The 21,838-nt window shown below is 45.8% G+C and carries 18 protein-coding genes and 2 pseudogenes; 11 read left to right on the top strand and 9 right to left on the bottom strand.

Features of this window, described 5'->3' with window-relative positions; translation table 11 throughout:
* Positions 1 to 11: 11 nt before the first annotated feature.
* Positions 12 to 1,391 carry a SacY negative regulator SacX gene (gene sacX / locus MHB62_RS19905; protein WP_003227351.1) on the bottom strand — a complete coding sequence of 460 codons (1,380 nt, stop codon included), beginning with the start codon at positions 1,389 to 1,391 and terminating at the stop codon, positions 12 to 14.
* Between the two features lie 432 nt (positions 1,392 to 1,823).
* Positions 1,824 to 3,760 (bottom strand): annotated as a pseudogene (gene epr, locus MHB62_RS19900) (minor protease Epr).
* A 226-nt stretch (positions 3,761 to 3,986) separates the two neighbouring features.
* Here epr and celB point away from each other — a divergent pair.
* The 3 genes and pseudogenes from celB to MHB62_RS19885 all read left to right on the top strand — a co-directional run bounded on the left by celB (position 3,987) and on the right by MHB62_RS19885 (position 7,752).
* Entirely contained in the window at positions 3,987 to 5,318 is a 1,332-nt protein-coding gene (celB, locus tag MHB62_RS19895) for a PTS cellobiose transporter subunit IIC (RefSeq protein WP_019712837.1), read from the top strand.
* A gap of 81 nt (positions 5,319 to 5,399) precedes the next feature.
* Positions 5,400 to 6,078: pseudogene (locus tag MHB62_RS19890) on the top strand (DUF2711 domain-containing protein).
* Between the two features lie 372 nt (positions 6,079 to 6,450).
* Complete coding sequence (locus MHB62_RS19885) at positions 6,451 to 7,752, top strand: DUF1668 domain-containing protein (RefSeq protein ID WP_223257631.1); 1,302 nt, start codon at positions 6,451 to 6,453, stop codon at positions 7,750 to 7,752.
* A 249-nt stretch (positions 7,753 to 8,001) separates the two neighbouring features.
* On the opposite strand, the gene glxA is transcribed toward MHB62_RS19885, so the two are convergent.
* The gene (glxA, locus tag MHB62_RS19880; RefSeq protein ID WP_003227362.1) at positions 8,002 to 8,382 is read right to left on the bottom strand and encodes a glyoxalase GlxA; all 381 of its coding nucleotides are present in this window, start codon (positions 8,380 to 8,382) and stop codon (positions 8,002 to 8,004) included.
* A gap of 120 nt (positions 8,383 to 8,502) precedes the next feature.
* Between glxA and MHB62_RS19875 the strand changes: the two genes are divergently transcribed.
* Entirely contained in the window at positions 8,503 to 9,690 is a 1,188-nt protein-coding gene (locus tag MHB62_RS19875; protein ID WP_019712835.1) for a class I SAM-dependent rRNA methyltransferase, read from the top strand.
* 33 nt (positions 9,691 to 9,723) lie between these two features.
* Here MHB62_RS19875 and MHB62_RS19870 read toward each other — a convergent pair whose 3' ends face one another.
* The 4 genes from MHB62_RS19870 to MHB62_RS19855 form a co-directional block, all read right to left on the bottom strand.
* Positions 9,724 to 9,921, bottom strand: a complete 198-nt coding sequence (locus MHB62_RS19870; protein WP_003227367.1) for a YwbE family protein — start codon at positions 9,919 to 9,921, stop codon at positions 9,724 to 9,726.
* Between the two features lie 33 nt (positions 9,922 to 9,954).
* A complete protein-coding gene (locus MHB62_RS19865) occupies positions 9,955 to 11,157 on the bottom strand; it encodes a major facilitator superfamily domain-containing protein 6 (protein ID WP_019712834.1) in 1,203 nt (400 codons plus the stop codon).
* Between the two features lie 103 nt (positions 11,158 to 11,260).
* Positions 11,261 to 11,938, bottom strand: coding sequence for a CidB/LrgB family autolysis modulator (locus MHB62_RS19860; protein WP_003227371.1), 678 nt, complete (start codon positions 11,936 to 11,938; stop codon positions 11,261 to 11,263).
* The gene (locus tag MHB62_RS19855; RefSeq protein WP_003227375.1) at positions 11,920 to 12,306 is read right to left on the bottom strand and encodes a CidA/LrgA family holin-like protein; all 387 of its coding nucleotides are present in this window, start codon (positions 12,304 to 12,306) and stop codon (positions 11,920 to 11,922) included. Before MHB62_RS19855 ends, MHB62_RS19860 begins: the two co-directional genes overlap by 19 nt.
* Positions 12,307 to 12,411: 105 nt before the next feature.
* Here MHB62_RS19855 and cidR point away from each other — a divergent pair, with 105 nt between their 5' ends.
* The 7 genes from cidR (at position 12,412) to MHB62_RS19820 (ending at position 19,524) form a co-directional block, all read left to right on the top strand.
* The gene (gene cidR / locus MHB62_RS19850; RefSeq protein ID WP_003227377.1) at positions 12,412 to 13,317 is read left to right on the top strand and encodes a cidABC operon transcriptional activator CidR; all 906 of its coding nucleotides are present in this window, start codon (positions 12,412 to 12,414) and stop codon (positions 13,315 to 13,317) included.
* A gap of 7 nt (positions 13,318 to 13,324) precedes the next feature.
* Positions 13,325 to 14,143: a hydroxyethylthiazole kinase gene (thiM, locus tag MHB62_RS19845; RefSeq protein ID WP_015250932.1), complete on the top strand. Its 819-nt coding sequence runs from the start codon at positions 13,325 to 13,327 to the stop codon at positions 14,141 to 14,143.
* Positions 14,140 to 14,808, top strand: coding sequence for a thiamine phosphate synthase (gene thiE / locus MHB62_RS19840; protein WP_029318655.1), 669 nt, complete (start codon positions 14,140 to 14,142; stop codon positions 14,806 to 14,808). The genes thiM and thiE overlap by 4 nt, the downstream gene beginning before the upstream one ends.
* Before the next feature lie 156 nt (positions 14,809 to 14,964).
* A complete protein-coding gene (gene efeU, locus MHB62_RS19835; protein WP_029318656.1) occupies positions 14,965 to 16,410 on the top strand; it encodes a ferrous ion permease EfeU in 1,446 nt (481 codons plus the stop codon).
* Positions 16,407 to 17,564 carry an iron uptake system lipoprotein EfeM gene (efeM, locus tag MHB62_RS19830; protein WP_032722722.1) on the top strand — a complete coding sequence of 386 codons (1,158 nt, stop codon included), beginning with the start codon at positions 16,407 to 16,409 and terminating at the stop codon, positions 17,562 to 17,564. The genes efeU and efeM overlap by 4 nt, the downstream gene beginning before the upstream one ends.
* A gap of 18 nt (positions 17,565 to 17,582) precedes the next feature.
* Positions 17,583 to 18,833 (top strand): iron uptake transporter deferrochelatase/peroxidase subunit, encoded by a 1,251-nt coding sequence (gene efeB / locus MHB62_RS19825; RefSeq protein ID WP_029318658.1) that lies wholly within the window; start codon positions 17,583 to 17,585, stop codon positions 18,831 to 18,833.
* Positions 18,834 to 18,921: 88 nt separating this feature from the next.
* A complete protein-coding gene (locus tag MHB62_RS19820) occupies positions 18,922 to 19,524 on the top strand; it encodes a DsbA family oxidoreductase (protein WP_003227388.1) in 603 nt (200 codons plus the stop codon).
* A gap of 30 nt (positions 19,525 to 19,554) precedes the next feature.
* On the opposite strand, the gene MHB62_RS19815 is transcribed toward MHB62_RS19820, so the two are convergent.
* Both MHB62_RS19815 and MHB62_RS19810 read right to left on the bottom strand, forming a co-directional pair.
* Positions 19,555 to 21,096 (bottom strand): cation acetate symporter, encoded by a 1,542-nt coding sequence (locus MHB62_RS19815; protein WP_003227390.1) that lies wholly within the window; start codon positions 21,094 to 21,096, stop codon positions 19,555 to 19,557.
* Entirely contained in the window at positions 21,093 to 21,401 is a 309-nt protein-coding gene (locus MHB62_RS19810; RefSeq protein ID WP_032722721.1) for a DUF485 domain-containing protein, read from the bottom strand. The genes MHB62_RS19815 and MHB62_RS19810 overlap by 4 nt, the downstream gene beginning before the upstream one ends.
* Positions 21,402 to 21,838 lie beyond the last annotated feature (437 nt).

Genomic DNA, 21,838 nt, shown 5'->3' with positions numbered 1-21,838 from the left:
AATAAATCCAGTTATTCTGTCTCTTCTTTAAACCCGAGAAACAATGTAGCTATAAAAGCAGAGACGGCTGCGATCAAGAAACCGATCATATAATGAACAAAATTCGCGGCGCCAAACGGCAGCACAATTGAAATCATCGGAATGCCTGTCAGCCCGTAGGAATTTGCCACAACTTGTACCGCAACCACGTATGCTCCGCCAATAGCACCGCCGATGGCTGCTCCGATAAAGGGACGGATCAATTTGAGATTTACCCCGAATACAATCGGCTCAACAATGCCTAAAAACGCGGTCAGAGAAGCGGGGAGCGCAATTTTCTTCAGGCTTGATTGTTTCGTTTTGAGGAATACCGCAAGCCCCGCTCCGCCTTGGGCCACATTCGCCATCGACCATATCGGCACTAAAAAGTTGACACCGACATGCGGATTAGCAAGCAGCGTTGCCTCAATTGCATAAAAGCTATGATGCAATCCAGATAGGACGATGGTGGAGTAGATGCCGCCGAAAAGGGCTCCGGCGGCAATGCCGGCGTGATCATAAATATAGACGATCGATTGTGTCATGATCTGGCCGATGATGGACGCGACGGGATTCATCACAATCAGCGCGAGGCATCCTGTCACCATGACCGTAATAAAGGGAATGATCACGACATCAAGCGACTTCGGCACAATCGATTTTAATAGCTTCTCAATTTTGCTCATGACAAAAACGGAGAGAAGAATCGGTATAATGGAACCCTGATAGCCCATCATTGGGATATGAAGCCCCCATATGTCTAAAGAAGACGGGGTTTTGCTGCCGAGCATAGACGGGTCCAGCAGATCAGGATGCGTCAAAAGCCCCGCGATCACTGCCCCTAGGTATGGGTTGCTGCCAAATTGCCGTGCGGCACTGAAGCCGACTAAAATCGGCAGTAAAATAAAGGCTGTGCTGGACACGAGGTCGAGCATTTTAATCCATGGGCTGCCGGCAGCGAACCAGTGAAACACCTTAATCATGCCGATCAGCCCCATGAGCAGGCCGCTTGCTGTTATTGCCGGAATAATCGGCACAAAAATATCGGACAGTGTTTTCGCAAAAGCTGCGGCAGGGTTCAGCTTCCGGCTGGCTTTTTTCTGGTGGACAGGTTCTTCAGAAGGCGCGTTCTCCCATACATGAACGACTTCTTTATATATTTTGTTGACGACGCCTGCTCCGAAGATAATCTGGAAAAGCCCATAACGGAAAAAGGTGCCCTGCACACCTTGCAGGTTCTCAATGGCATGTATATCAATTTTCGTCTCGTCCTTTACATCAAAACGAAGACGGGTCGTACAATGGCTGATGCTGATAATATTGTTTTTTCCTCCTGCGAGCAGCAGTAATTCTTTTGCAATCTCTTTATGCAAGCAATCAAAACCTCCTTTGCTGAAGAAAAGTCGGCTTGTTCATCGTATCAAATGAAAAGTTGACAATCAAAATGAAAAAAGTGAGAAATATCGGCTGAAAATGACAAAAATGCCCGCGTCGACGCGACGACGGAGCATGAGAATAGGGGGTTGTCCAAGGCGCCGTTATGAGCCCAACACGAAAAGAAGAGTTAAAATGTCCTGCTTTTTAGGCATTAATACTCCCTTTGCATCATTGGGTCTTGCCTGCCTGCCCAGTCACAATCCCGCCATATGTGGTGATAACTGTAATAACGTTCATTTTATGCTGTTCATGGCTGTATAGCAATAGTATGAAAAGCCTGTGAGGCGGATGGGAAAAAGGTTGTATACGATTTTCTTAGAATGTAAAAAACCTTTAAGACCTGGAATGCAAGTCTTAAAGGTTTTTGGTTACTTTTTCGGTTTGACGGCGTTCAGCCGTTTTTGCAGCTTTGTTTTTTCATTGGATGCTTTTAATTGATTCACTGCAGACTGAGCGGATGCCTTTGATTTCTTTGTTTTGTCTTTTTCCGCTTTCTTCACTTTTGCCTTGGCAGTTTCCACTTTTTTTGCTTCAGCCGCCGCCACCTTTTTCTTCACTTTGTCTAACCGTTTTTGCAATGCCGTTTTGTCCTTGCCTGCTTGAAGCTGATTGACGGCTGATTGTGCTTTTGCCGCATTTGCATCAGTTGATTTCTTTTCAGCCGCAGATACGGATTGCTTTGCCGTCTTCAAATTGGTGCTCTTCACTTTGTTAAGGCGCTTCTGCAGGAACGTTTTTTCTGAACTTGCCGGCAGCTTGCCAATTGCTGATTGTGCGCTGTCCACATCTGTTTTCTTTTTGCTTTTTTCCGCTTTCGCAACTTTGTCTTTCGCTTGCTTTGACGCGATGTAGCGTTTTACTTGGTCTAAGCGTTTTTGAAGGTTCTTTTTGTCTGTTCCGTTCGGCAGCTTGTTGATGGCAGTTTGTGCTGTATCAACGGTTTGTTGTGTTTTATATTTTTCTGCCTTTGCGACTTTGTCTTTCGCATCTTTTACATTTCTGTATGACTGTACTTTATCCAGTCTTTTGTGCAGGGCAGTTTTGGCGTCGGAGCCCGGCAGCTGGCTGATGAGTTCTCGCGCTTTGTTGATATCGATTTGTGCTTTTGTTTGTTCCGCTTTTTTCACCGCTTGCTCTGCTGCCGCGTACGCTGAATTTGTTGTCTGTGCTTTATACTGGATTAAGCCGTAGCCAAATTGCTGATCGCGGCCTGCGGTACCAAGATCAACGATGTTTTTCCGCATTTCCTCGCGAAGCTGGACGTTTGTCTCGGCAGGATCACGCTGTTTTAATAAAGCAAACATGGCAGCGGCGTGCGGTGTCGCTTGGGATGTTCCGCTTCCCGTTGCATAATACTGGTTTAAGTAAGTGCTTGTGATGTTTGTCCCCGGCGCTGAAAATTCAACTTCATCTCCAGTTGTTGAGAAGGAGGCAAGCTGATTCTTTTCGTTTGTTGCTGAAACAGCAACGACACTGCTGTATGCCGCCGGATAATTCACTGGCTTGCCGTTTCCGTCGTTACCGCTTGCGGCAACAAGCAGAACACCTTGTTCATATGCTTTGTCCACGGCGTCATGAAGGATTTTGCTGTCTGACGTCGTGCCAAGGCTCATATTGACGATGTCCATCCCGTTTGCGATCGACCAGTCAATTCCTTGGAGAAGACTTTGAAGATCCCCCGAGCCGTTCTGATCAAGCGCTTTAACCGCGTATATTTGTGCTTCCGGTGCGATGCCGTCAATTCCGTAGCCGTTATGCTTGGCTCCGATAATCCCTGCGACATGTGTTCCGTGGCCGTTATCATCTTTGTAAGAAGAGGTATAACTGACAGCTGAATACCCGCCGGCAATCGACAGGTCATCGTGGGGGGAGATCCCGCTGTCAATGACGGCAATTTTGATATTTTTTCCTGTCAGTCCTGCCTTCCAAGCCTGTTTCACCTGAATGGGCTCAAGGTTCCATTGCTCAAAGTTGTCAGAGGTGTCAGTGCCGTCTGACAGCACTTTGAAATCCGTGCTGTCTGCTGCGGTAAATGATACGTTGTTTTCTACATACAAAATATCAGGATCCTGCTTTAATTCTTTTACTGTCTCCTGGTCTGCTGTGACCGCTACCGCGGGAAGATGCTTATACTGCTGTTCAACATCAGCATCACTATCCAGGATGTTTCCTTTCCGGCCTTGTTTTTATAAACCACAATAACCTCTTTCTCGCTGCTGTTTTGCGCATGAGCGAGAGGGCCTACGGCGAGAAAACTGAAAAACAGAGTGACTGATACAACAAGTTTGCAAGACATGTTTTTCATGATTCATCTCCTTTTTCTATGATGTTTGATATATATATCGGAGAAAAAAGAGAGATTAATAGTTAGAAGGAAAAAATTTTTCATAGACAGGATTGTTTGGCAAAATGCAGATTTTTTCCGCAGGAAGAGGAAATTTTCCAAATGAATTTGTAAGCGTTTTCAAAATAAGATAAAGAAAACATTGCGGAGGTTGTTCACAAAGCAATGAGAAAAGGGGGCTTTTAAGATGAGCACATTCACTCGGGTGATGGAGGAAAAAATAATGCCTGTCGCCGGGAAAATTGCCGGGCAGCGGCATCTCAGCGCTTTGCGTGACGGAATTATCCTGACCATGCCGCTGATTATTATCGGGTCTGTCTTCTTGATTTTAACGAGCCTGCCGATTCCGGGGTATGCTGATTTCATGGCGAGTGTGTTTGGGAACGAGTGGGCTGATAAGCTCGGATATCCTGTTAACGCTTCGTTTGATATTATGGCGATGATTGCCGCTTTTGGGATCGCCTATCGGCTGGCAGAAAGCTATGGTGTCGATGCCCTTTCTGCCGGAGCGATTTCAATTGCCGCATTTCTGCTGGCAACGCCGTTTGAGGTGCCGTTTACACCGCATGGCTCAACGGAGTCCATCATGGTAGGGGGCGGAATCCCGATCACGCTGCTCGGCAGCAAGGGCTTATTTGTCGCCATGCTGATCGCCTTGTTTTCAACCGAAATCTATCGGTACATTATTCAAAAAAATATCGTCTTCAAAATGCCAGACGGTGTGCCGCCTGCGGTAAGCAAATCGTTTGTCGCACTGATTCCCGGCTTTATCATTGTGTTTCTCGTGTGGCTGGCGCGCCTTCTGATTGAAATGACACCTTTTCAGAGTCTGCACAATGTCGTAGGAGACCTGCTTGGCACACCGCTTTCCATCCTTGGCGGCAGTCTCGGCGGAAGCCTGATCGCTGAATTTGTGCAGATGCTGCTTTGGTCGTGCGGGATTCACGGGGCTTCCATCATTGGCGGAATCATGGCGCCGATTTGGTACGGCGCGATGGATGCCAACCGTCTTGCCTTCCAAGCGGGCGAGGCGCTGCCGAGTATTTTTACGACTCAGTTTTTTCAAATTTGGATCAATGTCGGCGGAAGCGGGGCGACGCTGGCGCTTGTGTTGACGATGCTTGTGCGCTCCCGGAGCAAACAAATGAAGCAGCTTGGACGATTAGGAATCGGCCCTGCGCTATTTAATATCAACGAGCCGATCATTTTCGGCATGCCGATTGTCATGAATCCGCTCCTTATTGTCCCATTTATCATCGCACCGCTCCTCACGATTACCGCGACTTATATCGGCATGAGCACCGGGCTGGTGGCAAGACCGGCCGGAATCGCGGTGCCGTGGACGATGCCGCCGCTCATATCAGGCTACCTGGCGACAGGCGGAAAGGTGTCGGGCGCCGTTATGCAGCTGGTAAACCTGCTGATCACCTGTGCTATCTACTATCCGTTTTTCAGAATATGGGATCATCAAAAATGGCGGGAAGAGAGTGCGGTTGAATCTGGGGATAAAAATGTGTAGTGATAGATGATCAGCCTGTCATAGGGCTGATCATCTCCTTTTAAACGAAAGAGAATGTTAGAATATGTAAAGGAGGTGCGCATGCTAGATTATATATGGTTAGATGACGAATCACCAATCTTACAACAAGTACCAGTTGAGTACTCATCTGCTGCACTTATCTTTTCTCCTTTTATCCAAATGCCTGAAGGATGGGAGAATGCAAAAAGAAAAAATGATTACGAGCATATTTATCCAAACGATGATGAAATAAGAGGAATAGGCAAGGCTGTTTCCTGGAAGAAGGTTATGTCTTCTTGCGGCTTTCAAACACATGCTGAGCTGGCGCTGGCTTTAATGATGTTCGATAGGCGCTTTAAGGGACGAGTTCGCGAGAGAGGATTTGGCTGAGGTGTTACATGAAAACATAAATGGAGACCTCTATTATCCCAGTGAGGATCATATTTCAAATTTTCATATTCCGAGTTTGGTAAAGGTGTTAGGTGCGAACGGATCTAATCGGTTTTATTACGCAGAACCGATTGTGGAAAACCGCGGCGTTTTGGACATAACTGAGGCCAACTTGCGGACGGTTCTTGATGAAGCCGCAGCAGAGCTCGTTTTGACTGATGAGAAAATGGACTTTGTGTTTATGAGTGTATATGACTCATTCATTAATGTCTTTTTAGCAAAAGATAAAAACATCAATGACCTGGTTCAGCGTATGGGCTGGGAAGCCATGATTTGCGATGAGTCAACGTATATCAGTTGGTATAGATAAAAAAGAACGTACATCACAAAATGTACGTTGGATATGTTGAATTTTCCCTATTGTTTTGCTCTGTGCGAAGGTCTATAGCGGTTTCTTGAATATGAAAGTATATATAAATAGACGCCAGTTTTTTTTCTGTAGATTTTCTTTCTAAGCTCTTAACTGATAAAGAAAGTACTACTCGATGATATCCTGATACAATATCTGTAAATCATCAATTCCTTGATGTATAATGTCAGCTAGTTTTGATTTTATTTCAATTTATAAAAAGACACTCCTATAATAGAGCGAGAACAATGCATTTTAACATAAATTTCAATAAAAGCTATAAAAAATTGGTAAACGAAGTCGATATTTGTTAAGTGCACCTATTAAAAAGGAGTGTTTAATTTGAGGAAATACTTAATTATGTTACTTTTGTTGATCATTTCAGTGACTCAATCGTTCCAGACTGCGAGTGCGGCTGAAGAAATTGGATGGAAAAAAAAGGCGGATTTACCAGAGGCTAGGGTTCATGCAAGTAGCAGTGTTGTCGATGGAAGAATTTACATAATTGGTGGTGGGAGCACTGCGAACTATGCTGAAAATCAAACATTTATGTATGATCCAAAAACAAATGAATGGACGAGGAAAGCTAACATGCCTACAGCGAGAGCGGGTGCTGCTACTGTTACCGTTGATAATAAGATCTATGTAATGGGGGGCAGATCGTTAGAGGGGTATGTCAATACAGTAGAAGTGTATGATACCAAAACTGATACTTGGGAAAAAATGGATGATCTTCCGTTTGAGTTGAAAATTCCAGGGAATAGTTTATACGCAGGGGTCATCGGAAAGAAAATATATGTAGTCGGATCTGGGAATACTTTAGCTCATAAAGATTATGGGAATACTTATAGTTATGACTTGGAAAATAAAAAATGGGAAAAGAAACAAAGATTTAATTATGAGGTAACTGATGGAACCTCGGCGGTAATCAATGATAAATTATATATTTCTGGCGGCAGACAAGCATCGAATCAAAGTATGTATGAATATAATCCAGTGAGTGATAGCTGGAAAGTAAAAAAGGGAGGATTTTCAGGACATTATCTTTCGTCGGTGGTTTATAATGGTAAGATGTTGGTAACAGGGAATGTCTATACAGTTAGGGTTTATGATCCTAACTCGGAAACATTTACAACTCTATCTGTTCCTAAAACAGACTATTACAAAATGGCGCATTCATCTGTAATAGTTGATGATACTCTTTACATGATAGGCGGAAGGGAGCAAAACGGCGGTTTTGCTGAAAAAGCGTTCAAATATAAATCAGTTGATGCAATTTCATTAAAAGATTTAGGTATAAAATCAGATAGTAGTACAGAAGGTGAAAAAGATAAGCCTTCTGGTGGTGATACGACAATACCAGGAGATAAAGATAATGATGATGTAACATCTGGCTCAGATGAGGGGCAAGCTCTTCTTGTAGTCACGATGACCAACGGTCTACAAAAGGAATATGAGCTTTCCATGAAGGAAGTGAATGATTTCATCAAATGGTACGGAGCACGTGATAAAGGGGAAGGACCTGGTTTTTATGTAATTGATGAGCATGACAACAACAAAGGGCCGTTTGAAAGCAAAAAAGATTATGTTGTATTTAAGAATATTTTAATGTTTGAGGTTAACAAATATAAGTAAGCCTGTCAGCCATTCAGTGAACTGAATGGCCTTTTTATTTTACACTAATTTTTTTATTCTGCTTAAAGAGATTTTTTTCTCATCCTTCCCTTCATGCATAGGATGCGCGCCTAGATACGGCTTCGCCACACCTTCAAGTAATTGCGGAATTCATACGGAAACTGATGTAGTGTTGCTGGCCTTCCGGATATGACATACTCTCTGTTAATCAGGCTCGAACGTACATCACAAAATGTACGTTCTTTATTTTTACCGCTGAAAGAACTCAATCCACTCACCGTCAGGGCCTTCGATATAGAAATAACGGTATCCGTTTGGAAGTGTTGTGATCTCCTCGTCGATAAATTTTGCGTTCATTTTTTCCGCTTTTGTATATTCAGCCGCGATGTCATCAGTCAGCAGGGCAATGTGGTGCACTTTTCCTTCAGCGGGAAGCTCGCTGCTGTAGCCTTGAATCAGTTCAATTTCTGTTTCCGGGCCGTCTTCAAAGCCAAGAAATGCAAGCTCGATTACACCGTTCGTGTGTGTGATGCGATCCTTCAATTTCATGCCGAGTACCTCTTCATAAAATGTGATGGACGCGTTAATATCTCTTACCATGATGCCTGTATGGTCAATTCGTTTTGGCATGCTGCTCCTCCTCGAAACTCTTTTTGTCTATCGTAGAAAAACCTTTCCTTTCTGTCAATGCAGACATCTTGGCGTTTTGTGGTACGATAAGAGAAAGCAAACGGAAAGAGGACGACATATATGAAGCTACTCACCCTAAAAAAAGCACACGCTGCCAAAATCAAAAAAGGCTATCCCCTTATTGAAAAAGAAGCTCTCGTAGGGACTGCGGGGCACATGAAAGAAGGAGACCTCGTTGATATCGTGTCTGAGAGCGGCGAGTTTCTCGCGCGGGGCTATTATGGCCTGCAAAACAAAGGGGTCGGCTGGACGCTTACCCGCAATAAACATGAACAGGTTGACCAGGCATTTTTTCTCACCAAATTAACAAAAGCGGCCCAAGCGCGCGCCAAACTATTTGAGGCTCAAGATACAACAGCTTTCCGCCTGTTCAACGGTGAGGGCGACGGTGTCGGCGGCGTCACCATCGACTATTATGACGGCTACCTGCTGATTCAATGGTACAGCAAGGGGATTTACACCTTTAAAGACATGCTGATTTCCGCATTGGATGAGATGGATCTTGATTATAAAGCGATTTACGAGAAGAAACGCTTCGACACGGCTGGACAATACGTTGAAGATGATGACTTCGTGAAAGGGAGAAGGGGCGAGTTCCCGATCATCATCCAGGAGAATGGCATTCAATACGCGGTGGATCTGAATGAAGGCGCCATGACGGGCATCTTTTTGGATCAAAGACACGTGCGCAAGGCGATCAGAGACCGCTATGCAAAAGGGAAAACCGTTTTAAATACATTTTCTTATACGGGTGCATTCTCCGTGGCAGCGGCGCTTGGCGGAGCGGAGAAAACAACAAGCGTCGACGTGGCAAACCGAAGTCTGGCCAAAACGATCGAGCAATTCAGCGTGAACAAGCTGGATTACGAAGCGCACGACATTAAAGTGATGGACGTGTTTAACTATTTTTCATATGCTGCAAAAAAGGATTTGCGCTTTGATCTGATTATTCTCGATCCGCCTTCCTTTGCGCGCACAAAAAAACGCACCTTCAGCGCGGTCAAGGATTATAAAAACCTGCTGAAGGAAACGATCGCCATCACTGCTGACAAGGGTGTCATTGTTGCCTCTACAAACAGCAGCGCCTTTGGCATGAAGAAATTCAAAGGCTTTATCGATGCCGCATTTAAAGAAACAAACGAACGCTACACCATCATTGAGGAATTTACGCTGCCGGAGGATTTCAAAACGATTTCGGCATTTCCGGAAGGCAACTACCTGAAAGTGGTCCTTCTGCAGAAAAAATAATGAAAAAGCTGCCCTGTTCAGGGGCAGCTTTTTTTATGTAGAAATGATCTGCTGGACGCGGCCAATGCGGCCATCTTCAAGACGGACTTTAATGCCATGCGGATGAAAGTTTGATTTCGTCAAAATATCCTTCACTGTCCCTCTCGTCAGTTTTCCTGTTTTTTGATCTGCTTTCAATACAATATCAACCTGCAACCCTTTCGAAATGCTGTTTCGCTCTTGCCCGTTCATAACGCACATCCTTTCTTTTGTTCATTATAGTCATTATGGTTTAAAAGTAACAGCCGGCTGATGAAGTGTATGTTTGTTTTTTTCAGCCTTCATTAAATATAATGTCAGGCCAAAGCCTGCTATGCTCAGAATGCCAAAAAGCAAGTAGACTGCGAAAATCGACACGTAGTCAAAAATGTACCCGCCTGCAAATGTGCAGAACCAGTTGCCGAACCCGTTGCCAATGGCGGCGTACATGGTCAGCGCCGTCGCTTCAACGTGTCTTGGGGTAATCTTTTTCACATATTGAAGCGCCGCCGGGATAAATAAACCGATGGCCACTCCCTGAAGAAAGACCGTCGCATAAATGATCCATAGTGAAGGCGCCGTGAAATAGAGCGCCCACCTGAATAATGAGACTCCGCCTGACAGCATAATGACGTTGAGCAGCCCCATTTTATCTATAAATGTTTGGGCGAATCTCATAAATGGAATTTCTGAAATAACGCCGATGAAAAATAAAATGCCGATAGCGGAAAGTGACGCGCCGCTTTTGTCCAGAAAAAGACTGAAATACGTATTGTTCGCTAAGTTTGGAGCAAATGTCGTAAAGGTGATGATCATAAAGATGAGGAAGGTTTTGTTGCTGATAAGCTCCCGGAATCCTTTGCGGATATTGACCTTTGTTTTCGTTTTCTGCTGGCCCGGCATTTGAGAAGCCAATATGGCGGCAATGCACAGAAAGGCACAGCCAAAGATAAAGATCACGTGAATGGGGTACAGCTGGTTCGTCACCTGTCCCATGGCAAACACCGCGACGCCGAAGCCGAGAGAGCCAAACAGGCGGATTCCGCCGTAGTTGCCGTTTGTTTCTTGTGTGTACCTTAGTGAAATGCTGTCCGAAAGTGGAATAATCGTGCTTTGAAAGGCTGCAAAACAGGCCGCAATCAAAATAAACAGAGGAAAGCTGTCAAATGCAATATAGCCTAGTCCAATGATGCCTGTGATTGATGTGCAAACCGCCAGCAGGCCTTTCGTTTTTTGCGTATAGTCGCTCAGCATGCCCCAAAACGGCTGAAAGAAAATCATCACAATCGGGCCCAGTGACATGATCAAGCCGACCTGTGATCCGCTTAAATGCTGTTCCTTCGTTAAATACATACTGAGTAGGGGAATCATGCTGCCCGTACCGAGAAAAGCAAACAAATAAAATCCTTTTAACGCGGCATAATGCCGTCTCACCTGCAAGTTGTGCATGAGGGTGCCTCCTTTGGTATCCACAAATACATTATATTGGAATTCGTCAGCTTTTCAATAAGGGGAAGCACATAAAAAAAACTGCCCTCGAGAGGACAGTTTTTTACATAAATGAAAGCAAAAACGGCGCCGCGCAAAGCGTCATAATCGCAGCTAAGATCATCGATACGCTTGAAATCGTGCCGGACACAGAGCTAAGCTCAAATGCCTTTGACGTTCCCGCTCCGTGTGCGCTTGTGCCGAGCAGCACGCCCCGCGCGATTTCGTTATCAATACGGAAATAGCGGATGACCATCGGGCCGATCACTGTGCCGAGCAAAGCGGTTAAAATCACAAACACGGCTGTGACGGCAGGCATTCCGCCGATCATTTCAGATACGTTCATCGCGATCGGCGTTGTCACTGATCTCGGGACGAGGCTGTCAATTAAGCCGGTGCCGAGGTGAAGCCATTTCGCAATAAGAGCGGTAGAAATAATCGCGATGCATGAACCGACGGCCACATTCAAAATAATTTCCACTGCGTATTTCTTTAAAACAGGGAAATATTTATATAGCGGGATCGCGAATGCCACGGTGGCCGGCTGTAGCATATCGGTCAGCAATCCGCCGCCGAGATTATAGGACTCGTACGGGACATTCACCAGCAGCAGCAGACCGACTAACACAGCGGGCGTCACCAATAGCGGCGACGTATAAACACGCGGAAAGCGTTGATAGACCTTTTTTGCTCCTAAATACACCAAAACCGTTAAAAACAAACTTACAATTCCGATGAACACGTATGCTTTTTCTCCTTTCTTTTTGCAATGAGTTGTGTAAGCGTACCTGTAGACACCATCACGACAAACGTGCTGATGATGACAACGAGCAGAATGCTGACACCAAATTTCGACATAATGTCTCCGTATTCAATCACTCCGACGGCAGACGGGATAAAAAATAAAAGCAGCTCCCCGAGAAGCCACGCTGCACCAAGCTCGATCCATTCAAGCTTGATAATGTTAAAGTGTAATAATGTGAAAAGAATCACAATCCCTATTATACTGCCGGGAATATTTATATGAAGAAGGGCTGTCACCCAATTAATCAGACGAGCAAATATAAATAACAGAGCGATTTGAATAACGGTTAGCAACAGTTTTTTCATATTGATGCCTCCCTTATATACTTATTGTACATAAGGTCTCGCTATAGGTAAAATATATATTAAGAATAAGGAGTATTCCTTTTGTCTATAGAAAGGGTGAAGCACATGGATATCCGCCATTTAACATATTTCTTGGAAGTCGCCCGTTTAAAAAGTTTTACGAAGGCTTCCCAATCCCTTTATGTTTCTCAGCCGACGATATCAAAAATGATCAAAAATTTAGAAGAAGAGCTAGGAATTGAACTGTTTTACCGAAACGGCAGGCAGGTGGAACTGACTGATGCCGGTCATAGCATGTATGTGCAGGCGCAGGAAATCATTAAATCATTTCAAAACCTGACGTCAGAATTAAATGATATTATGGAAGTCAAGAAAGGGCACGTACGGATTGGACTGCCGCCGATGATCGGATCGGGGTTTTTCCCGAGAGTGCTCGGCGATTTCCGTGAAAACTATCCGAATGTCACCTTTCAGCTAGTCGAAGACGGTTCTATAAAAGTCCAAGAAGGTGTCGGGGACGGCTCTCTTGATATCGGCGTTGTGGTCCTTCCCGCAAACGAAGATATCTTTCATTCGTTTACAATCGTAAAAGAAACCTTAATGCTTGTCGTTCACCCTTCCCACCGGCTGGCTGATGAGAAAGAATGTCAGCTGCGTGAGTTGAAGGACGAGCCTTTTATTTTCTTCAGAGAGGATTTTGTCCTGCACAACCGAATTATGACGGAATGTATCAAGGCTGGGTTCCGGCCCCATATCATTTATGAAACATCACAATGGGATTTTATTAGTGAGATGGTATCCGCCAACCTTGGGATCGGGCTTTTGCCGGAACGGATCTGCCGCGGCCTTGACCCGGAAAAAGTGAAAGTCATTCCGCTTGTCGATCCGGTCATCCCTTGGCACCTCGCCATTATTTGGAGAAAGGACAGGTACTTGTCGTTTGCCGCCAGAGCTTGGCTCGAACATACGAAATCGTATTTATGGGACCCGAAAAAAGATAGTAAAGGATGATGCAAATATGGATGCACAATCAGCAGCAAAATGTCTTACGGCTGTCCGCCGGCATAGCCCACTGGTGCATAGCATAACCAACAATGTCGTAACGAATTTCACAGCAAACGGCCTGCTCGCGCTCGGCGCATCGCCCGTTATGGCGTACGCAAAAGAAGAGGTCGCCGATATGGCGAAAATTGCGGGTGCACTCGTTTTAAATATCGGAACACTGAGCAAGGAGTCAGTCGAAGCGATGATCATCGCGGGAAAATCAGCTAATGAACATGGCGTTCCCGTCATTCTTGATCCTGTCGGTGCCGGAGCAACACCGTTCCGCACTGAATCGGCACGTGACATCATTCGTGAGGTGCGCCTTGCTGCAATCAGAGGAAATGCGGCGGAAATTGCCCATACCGTCGGCGTGACCGATTGGCTGATCAAAGGTGTTGATGCGGGTGAAGGCGGAGGCGACATCATCCGGCTGGCTCAGCAGGCGGCACAAAAGCTAAACACGGTCATTGCGATAACTGGTGAAGTTGATGTCATAGCCGACACGTCACATGTATACACCCTTCATAACGGCCACAAGCTGCTGACAAAAGTGACAGGCGCCGGTTGCCTGCTGACTTCAGTCGTCGGTGCGTTTTGCGCTGTGGAAGAAAATCCATTGTTTGCTGCTATTGCGGCCATTTCCTCGTATGGGGTCGCCGCTCAGCTTGCCGCACAGCAGACGGCTGACAAAGGCCCTGGAAGCTTTCAGATTGAATTGCTGAACAAGCTTTCAACTGTTACTGAACAAGACGTCCAAGAATGGGCGGCTATAGAAAGGGTGACTGTCTCATGACTCGTATTTCTCGGGAAATGATGAAAGAGTTATTATCTGTATACTTCATTATGGGGTCAAACAATACGAAAGCCGATCCTGTTACAGTTGTACAAAAAGCGTTAAAAGGCGGTGCCACCCTGTACCAGTTCCGTGAAAAAGGCGGGGATGCGCTGACAGGAGAGGCTCGGATTAAATTTGCTGAAAAAGCGCAGGCAGCTTGCCGTGAAGCTGGTATTCCGTTCATTGTCAATGATGATGTGGAAATGGCTCTGAAGCTGAAAGCTGATGGTATCCACATCGGCCAGGAAGACGCAAATGCGAAAGAGGTAAGAGCTGCCATAGGTGATATGATTCTCGGCGTTTCTGCCCATACGATGTCTGAGGTGAAGCAAGCTGAAGAAGACGGAGCCGATTATGTCGGGCTTGGGCCGATCTATCCGACTGAAACGAAAAAGGATACGAGAGCGGTACAGGGTGTATCACTTATCGAAGCAGTGCGCCGCCAAGGCATCAGCATTCCAATTGTCGGCATCGGCGGCATCACAATAGAAAATGCCGCACCTGTTATCCAAGCGGGGGCCGATGGCGTCAGTATGATCAGCGCCATCAGTCAGGCGGAAGATCCTGAGAGTGCTGCACGCAAGTTTCGTGAGGAAATTCAAACATATAAAACAAAAAGATAATCGTTCATCTTCCTTCAAAAGGCTGTTCTGTAAAAGGACAGCTTTTTTGCTTTCCATCAAGGTTTTCAGACCTTCAAATTTTAATTGACAAAGGACAGGAACTGGCTATGATTATGTTATACAATGATAATCATTTTCAATTATAGGAGGAACATGATGGCTCGGGGGCTGGCACTTATTCTATTCAGCTTGTTGATGGTTTTCGGTTCTGCGGCACATGCGGAAGATGATCCGATCGCCGCATTAATTCAATTAAACAAGCAAATGATCAAATCCGTAAAAGACGGGGATATGGATTCGGCACAACAAACGTTTGAAACCTTCAAAGCGAAGTGGAAAAAAGAAGAACCTTCTATTAAGAAAGAAAACCTTTCTTCTCACAGTGAAATGGACGCGAATATCGCGATGATTTCTCTTTCTTTTATCAATCAAGACGCAGGCAAGCTCAAAACACAGCTTGAAGAGCTTGCGTCTCATTTAGAAACCTATCAGCAGGCTGTCGTGCTGAAAAAGACATCCTCAGGTCAATCAAGGGCGTCCTTAACAGCCTATATACAAAGCTTGAAAGACACAAAACAGTTCATAGAAAAAAAGCAATTGGATGAAGCGTCATCCGCAATCGACAATTTAGTTACATCCTGGCTCGCTGTTGAGGGGGACGTCGTTTCCCAATCGAAAGAAGCCTATACGACATCGGAGGAAAATCTGGCGCTGATGAAGGCGGAGATCGGCAGCCATCCTGAAAAGGTATCAAAGCAAATTGACGAAATGATTCAATTGCTCGAGCCGATCGCTTCAAGCAGCTACAGCTGGTGGGATGCGGCGCTGATCCCGATTCGTGAAGGAATGGAGGCCCTCCTTGTCATCGGAGCGCTATTAACCATGACAAAAAAAGCGCGGGTTACGCGTTCCTCGACATGGATCTGGGGCGGGGCGTCCGCCGGCATGGCTGTTTCCTTAGCAGCCGGCATCGGTGTCACGGTTCTGTTCTCCTCCAGTGTATTCGGAGAAAACAATTTCTTGCTTGGCGGCGTTACCGGCGTACTGTCTGCTGTCATGCTTTTGTATGTCGGGGTGTGGCTGCACAGAAACGCCTCAATGGATAAATGGAGAGAAAAAATCAATATCCAGAAGTCACAGGCACTAAAAAAACGAAGCCTGCTTTCCTTTGCGCTCATTGCATTTCTGGCAGTTGTAAGAGAAGGTCTCGAAACGGTCATCTTTTTCATCGGGCTTGTCGGGAAGCTCCCGCTCACTGAACTGATCGGCGGAACTGCCGCAGGGCTTATCGTTCTCGTCATCGTCGGTGTTCTGATGATCAAGCTCGGAATGCGCATTCCATTGAAGCCGTTTTTTCTTCTATCAATGGCGGTTGTCCTGTATATGTGCGTGAAATTTCTCGGAACCGGCGTTCACAGCCTTCAACTGGCGGGCATTCTTCCGTCTGATGCAGAAAGCTGGCTGCCGTCTGTATCGGTGCTAGGAATTTATCCGTCTGTGTACAGCACGATTCCGCAAATGTTGATTTTCCTCTTTTTACTGATTGCGCTTGTTTCAGAAGCGGCAAAACATTTTACAAACGGAAAGGAACTGACAAAATGAATTTCACAAAAATCGCTGTATCAGCCGGATGCATCCTTGCGCTGTGCGCAGGCTGCGGAGCCAATGACACATCTTCAACCAAAGAAAAAGCTTCATCTGAAAAAAGCGGGGTCACTAAAGAAATCACCGCATCCGTAAATAAAATGGAAACCATCATTTCTAAGCTGAATGACTCAGCGGAAAAAGGAGACCAAAAAGAGATTGAAAAGAAGGGGAAAGAGTTAAACAGCTACTGGCTTTCCTTTGAAAACGATATTCGCAGCGACTATCCATTCGAATATACAGAAATCGAAAAGCATCTTCAGCCAATCTACACAGAAGCGCAAAAAGACAAACCGGATGCAGCAAAAATCAAGACAGAATCCGAGTCATTGAAAGCATCCTTAGAAGACCTGACAGAAGCGAAGAAGAGTGGCAAAAAGGCTAGCGATCAGCTGGCAAAAGCAGCGGATGAGTATAAAGGCTATGTCAAAGAGCAGAGTGACCAGCTTGTCAAAGCGACTGAAGCATTTACGAGTGCTGTGAAATCCGGCGATATCGAAAAGTCCAAAACGTTATATGCGAAAGCGCGTGTTTACTACGAGCGAATCGAACCGATCGCTGAAAGCCTCGGAGATCTTGATCCGAAAATTGACGCACGAGAAAACGATGTTGAAGAAGGAGACAAATGGACAGGCTTCCACAAGCTTGAGAAGGCCATTTGGAAGGATCAAGATATTTCCGGGGAAAAGGCAACAGCTGACCAGCTTCTCAAAGATGTAAAAGAGCTTGACGGTTCAATTCAATCACTGAAATTAACCCCTGAACAAATTGTTGCAGGCGCGATGGAGCTTCTGAACGAAGCCGGAATTTCGAAAATCACGGGAGAAGAAGAGCGCTACTCACGGATTGATTTAGTTGACCTTATGGCAAATGTGGAAGGCTCCGAAGCCGTTTATCAAACAGTGAAAAGCGCGCTTGTAAAAGATCACTCCGACTTGACGGAAAAACTGGATACGGAGTTCAGCGAATTTGAAGTTTTAATGGCAAAATACAAAACAAGTGATCAGTCCTATACGTCTTATGATAAATTAAGTGAAAAGCAAATCAGAGAGCTGAGCACAAAGCTGACGACTCTTTCTGAAACCATGTCGAAGATTGCGAATGTGCTATAAAAGGAGTTTTGTAACATCATGAGCGATGAACAAAAAAAGCCAGAACAAATTCACAGACGGGACATTTTAAAATGGGGAGCGATGGCGGGGGCAGCCGTTGCGATCGGTGCCAGCGGTCTCGGCGGTCTCGCTCCGCTTGTTCAGACTGCGGCTAAGCCATCGAAAAAGGATGAAAAAGAGGAGGAGCAGATTGTTCCGTTTTACGGAAAGCATCAGGCCGGAATCACAACTGCCCATCAGACGTATGTCTATTTTGCTGCCCTGGATGTAACAGCAAAAGACAAAAGCGACATCATTACGTTATTTAGAAACTGGACAAGTCTCACACAGATGCTGACATCTGGCAAGAAAATGTCAGCGGAGCAGAGAAATCAATATCTGCCGCCGCAGGATACAGGTGAGTCTGCTGATTTATCCCCTTCCAACTTAACGGTCACATTCGGATTTGGGCCTAGCTTTTTTGAAAAAGATGGAAAGGACCGCTTCGGGCTGAAAAGCAAAAAGCCGAAGCACCTAGCCGCTCTTCCAGCGATGCCCAATGACAACCTGGATGAAAAGCAGGGAGGCGGGGACATCTGCATTCAAGTATGTGCAGACGACGAGCAAGTGGCGTTTCACGCGCTGCGTAACCTGCTAAATCAAGCGGTCGGCACTTGTGAGGTCCGCTTTGTGAACAAAGGCTTTTTAAGCGGAGGAAAAAATGGCGAAACACCGCGCAATCTCTTCGGGTTTAAAGATGGAACAGGCAACCAGAGCACGGAGGATGACAGCTTGATGAACTCGATCGTGTGGGTTCAGTCCGGTGAGCCTGACTGGATGACGGGCGGCACCTATATGGCTTTCCGGAAAATCAAAATGTTCCTTGAGATATGGGACCGCTCTTCCCTCAAGGACCAAGAGGATACCTTCGGCCGCAGAAAAAGCTCAGGGGCGCCTTTCGGACAGAAAAAGGAAACAGATCCCGTGAAGCTGAATCAAATTCCGTCTAATTCACACGTCAGTCTAGCGAAATCTACGGGAAAACAAATTTTGCGAAGAGCTTTCTCTTACACAGAAGGACTTGATCCGAAAACCGGCTATATGGATGCAGGTCTCCTGTTTATCAGTTTTCAAAAAAATCCCGACAATCAGTTTATCCCGATGCTGAAGGCTCTTTCAGCAAAGGATGCGTTAAACGAATATACACAAACAATCGGTTCTGCTTTATATGCATGCCCAGGCGGCTGCAAAAAAGGAGAATATATTGCCCAGCGTTTGCTGGAATCATAAAAGAAGCCTTATCGGCTTCTTTTTTAAAAAAACAGTTGTAACTTTAATTGTTACAGTTTAAAATCAATTTATACGAAAGGAGATTATCATGACAGTACACATTAAAGTTTATTCAGATTACGTCTGCCCATTTTGTTTCGTTGGAAAAGCCGCTTTTGAAGAAGCGATAAAAGGAAAGGATGTTGAAGTCGAGTGGATGCCGTTTGAACTGCGTCCAAGCCCATCTCCTCAGCTTGATCCGGTCAAGGACCCTTCCAAACAGTACATGTGGCAGACATCAATTCAGCCAATGGCGGAGAAATTAGGGGTTGAGATCAATTTTCCAAACGTCTCGCCCCATCCGTATACAGACCTCGCGTTTGAAGGCTTCCATTTTGCGAAGGAATACAATAAAGGACATAAATACAACACCCGTGTCTTTCAGGCGTTTTTCCAGGAGGGCCAAAATATCGGCGACATTGACATCTTGACGAAGCTCGCCGAGGAAGTGGGATTAGACGGTGCATCATTCAAATCAGCACTGGAAACAAGAACATATCAGGACGTGCAGCGCCAAGCCTTGAAGCACGCCTATGAAGAGGCTGACATCACAGCCGTTCCAACCTTTATTATCGGCGACACTGTAATTCCGGGTGCTGCCGGCAAGGATGTATTTGAAAAAGCGATTTCTGACGAGCAGAAGAAAAAGTAAGGAAAAAGCTCTCTATAAAGAGAGCTTTTTTTATTCCTGTTCCATATGGACGCCAGTATGCGCCTTCACCTGAATTTCTGCAAACGTATCTTCATCAATTGTTTTATCAGACGACAGCACCGTTCCGAGCCACGCGCCGAGAAAGCCGAGCGGGATGGAAATAATTCCTGGATTAGATAGCGGAATGAGCGGATCACCGGTAAAAATAGCACCTCCGGCCGGGTCCCACACACTAGGGCTCATCGATACCAGCACAAGCGCGCTGATCAGGCCTGTCAGGCTGCCCCATAAAGCGCCTGAGGCATTGAATCGTTTCCAGAAGACTGTAAACACAATCAGCGGAAGGTTTGCGCTGGCGGCTACCGCAAACGCGAGTGCAACAAGGAACGCCACATTTAAGGATTGTGCAAAAATCGCAAGGAGAATCGAGAGCACTGACACGGCGACAGAAGCCCATCTGGCCGCTTTCATTTGTTCTTTTTCAGTTGCTTCTCCCTTTCTGATGATCTGGCTGTAAATATCATGGGCAAATGCTGAGGCGGCAGACAGCACCAACCCTGTCACGACAGCCAAAATGGTGGCAAAGGCGATGGCTGATACAAACGCGAACAGAAAGTCTCCTCCGAGCGCTTTTGCTAAAAGCGGAGCCGCCATATTTCCCGCTTGATCAGCCGCCGTAATCGCGTCAAAACCGACAAATGCCGCGGCACCAAAGCCGAGAAATACCGTCATAATGTAAAACACACCGATAATCCATGTCGCTGACACAACGGATGTACGGGCCGTCTTGGCATCCTTAACGGTATAAAACCGGATCAATATATGCGGAAGCCCGGCGGTTCCCAGCACGAGTGCCAAGTTTAACGACAAGGTCTCAAGCGGCACCTTGTATTTATTTCCGGGGTTCAAAAAATCAGCGCCAAGCGGAGTAGCCGTTTTCATCTGTTCAAACATGGTATTAAGGCTAAAGCCGAATTTCGAAAACACGATAATCGAAATCACGAGTGTGCCGGCCATCAGCAAAACAGCTTTAATAATTTGAACCCAGCTTGTCGCGATCATGCCGCCAAACACGACATAAATGGTCATCAGCACTCCGACGATGAGGACAGCCGCGGTATAATCCAGCCCTAGAAGCAGTTTGATCAGCGCGCCCGCCCCCACGAGCTGGGCGATCATATAAAAAGTAGAGATGGCAATGGTATTGAGAGCCGCGACACCGCGGATTTTCTTTTCTTTAAAGCGAGCGGCAATCATGTCTGCCATCGTGTACTTTCCAAGATTCCGAAGCGGCTCCGCCACGATGTACAAGACAACGAGATAAGCCACCAGAAAACCGATGCTGTAAAAGAAGCCATCAAATCCATATAACGCAATCATTCCGGCAATCCCGAGAAACGAGGCGGCAGACATGTAGTCACCGGCAATTGCCAGTCCATTCTGAACGCCGGTGAGCCCGCCGCCCGCCGTATAAAACTCACTCGTCGTTTTCGTCCGCTTCGCGGCAAAATACGTGATAATAAGCGTCAGGCCAACAATCGCCAAAAATAATAAAAAAGCAGTCATATTCATGTCTGTTCACCCTTCAGATCCTCTTTTAAAGCGCTTACATACTTATCGAAATGGGTGGCTCTCCGGGAATACACAGTACTCAGTATCCAGGTCATAGCGAATTGGGCGATGGCGAACAGCCAAGCCCATGAAACAGCTCCAATGGCCGGTGCATTCAAAAAGGTGAAATAAGATGTCAAAACAGGGAGTGAAAAATAAAAAACAAAAAAGAAAATCGCAGAAGGAACAATAAAAGCGCGTTTCTGCTTTAAAAAAGCTTGAAAAGACGGCGTTGCAGCAATCTGTTTATAATCAGCTTTGTACATGGCTTTCCTCCTTTTATTCGCTAAACGTAAGCAAAAAGGTACACCAATAGGTATGTACTGAAAGTCCGATTTATGCGTTGTACAATAGCTGGAGGATGAAAAAAGAAGGAAGTCGTGAAGAGGTGAACACAGTGGTCTAAAGACAGGCGAAGGTTTTCAAGCTCGGCCGTGTATAAACGAGTTTGCTTTCAAAACCTCACCGAATGCAGCTTGTTCTCAGCAAAGCTGCTGTTTACCAGAGCACGGTTATCATGTTCGCATCACCTCTTTATGACAATGCATGTGCCAAGAGGTGATCGCATCACCGGCTGTCTGTCGTAGTTAGCTGACACACCGTTTGTCCTCAAGCTCAGCGCAGCGATTTGCTTTTGAATAGAGGATATGGTGAAAACTCAGATCAGGTGATAGAAAAGCCAGAGGTAAATAGATCCGCCTGT

The sequence above is a fragment of the Bacillus sp. FSL K6-0255 genome (assembly GCF_045040725.1).
Lineage (GTDB): Bacteria > Bacillota > Bacilli > Bacillales > Bacillaceae > Bacillus > Bacillus subtilis.
This window is presented reverse-complemented; position numbering and strand designations above follow the sequence as displayed.

Coding starts and splice junctions, on each gene's coding strand:
- celB (WP_019712837.1), top strand. CDS start 3,987: ATGAGCACATTCACTCGGGTGATGGAGGAAAAAATAATGCCTGTCGCC.
- glxA (WP_003227362.1), bottom strand. CDS start 8,382: ATGCCAAAACGAATTGACCATACAGGCATCATGGTAAGAGATATTAAC.
- MHB62_RS19875 (WP_019712835.1), top strand. CDS start 8,503: ATGAAGCTACTCACCCTAAAAAAAGCACACGCTGCCAAAATCAAAAAA.
- MHB62_RS19870 (WP_003227367.1), bottom strand. CDS start 9,921: ATGAACGGGCAAGAGCGAAACAGCATTTCGAAAGGGTTGCAGGTTGAT.
- MHB62_RS19865 (WP_019712834.1), bottom strand. CDS start 11,157: ATGCACAACTTGCAGGTGAGACGGCATTATGCCGCGTTAAAAGGATTT.
- MHB62_RS19855 (WP_003227375.1), bottom strand. CDS start 12,306: ATGAAAAAACTGTTGCTAACCGTTATTCAAATCGCTCTGTTATTTATA.
- cidR (WP_003227377.1), top strand. CDS start 12,412: ATGGATATCCGCCATTTAACATATTTCTTGGAAGTCGCCCGTTTAAAA.
- thiM (WP_015250932.1), top strand. CDS start 13,325: ATGGATGCACAATCAGCAGCAAAATGTCTTACGGCTGTCCGCCGGCAT.
- thiE (WP_029318655.1), top strand. CDS start 14,140: ATGACTCGTATTTCTCGGGAAATGATGAAAGAGTTATTATCTGTATAC.
- efeU (WP_029318656.1), top strand. CDS start 14,965: ATGGCTCGGGGGCTGGCACTTATTCTATTCAGCTTGTTGATGGTTTTC.
- efeM (WP_032722722.1), top strand. CDS start 16,407: ATGAATTTCACAAAAATCGCTGTATCAGCCGGATGCATCCTTGCGCTG.
- efeB (WP_029318658.1), top strand. CDS start 17,583: ATGAGCGATGAACAAAAAAAGCCAGAACAAATTCACAGACGGGACATT.
- MHB62_RS19820 (WP_003227388.1), top strand. CDS start 18,922: ATGACAGTACACATTAAAGTTTATTCAGATTACGTCTGCCCATTTTGT.
- MHB62_RS19815 (WP_003227390.1), bottom strand. CDS start 21,096: ATGAATATGACTGCTTTTTTATTATTTTTGGCGATTGTTGGCCTGACG.
- MHB62_RS19810 (WP_032722721.1), bottom strand. CDS start 21,401: ATGTACAAAGCTGATTATAAACAGATTGCTGCAACGCCGTCTTTTCAA.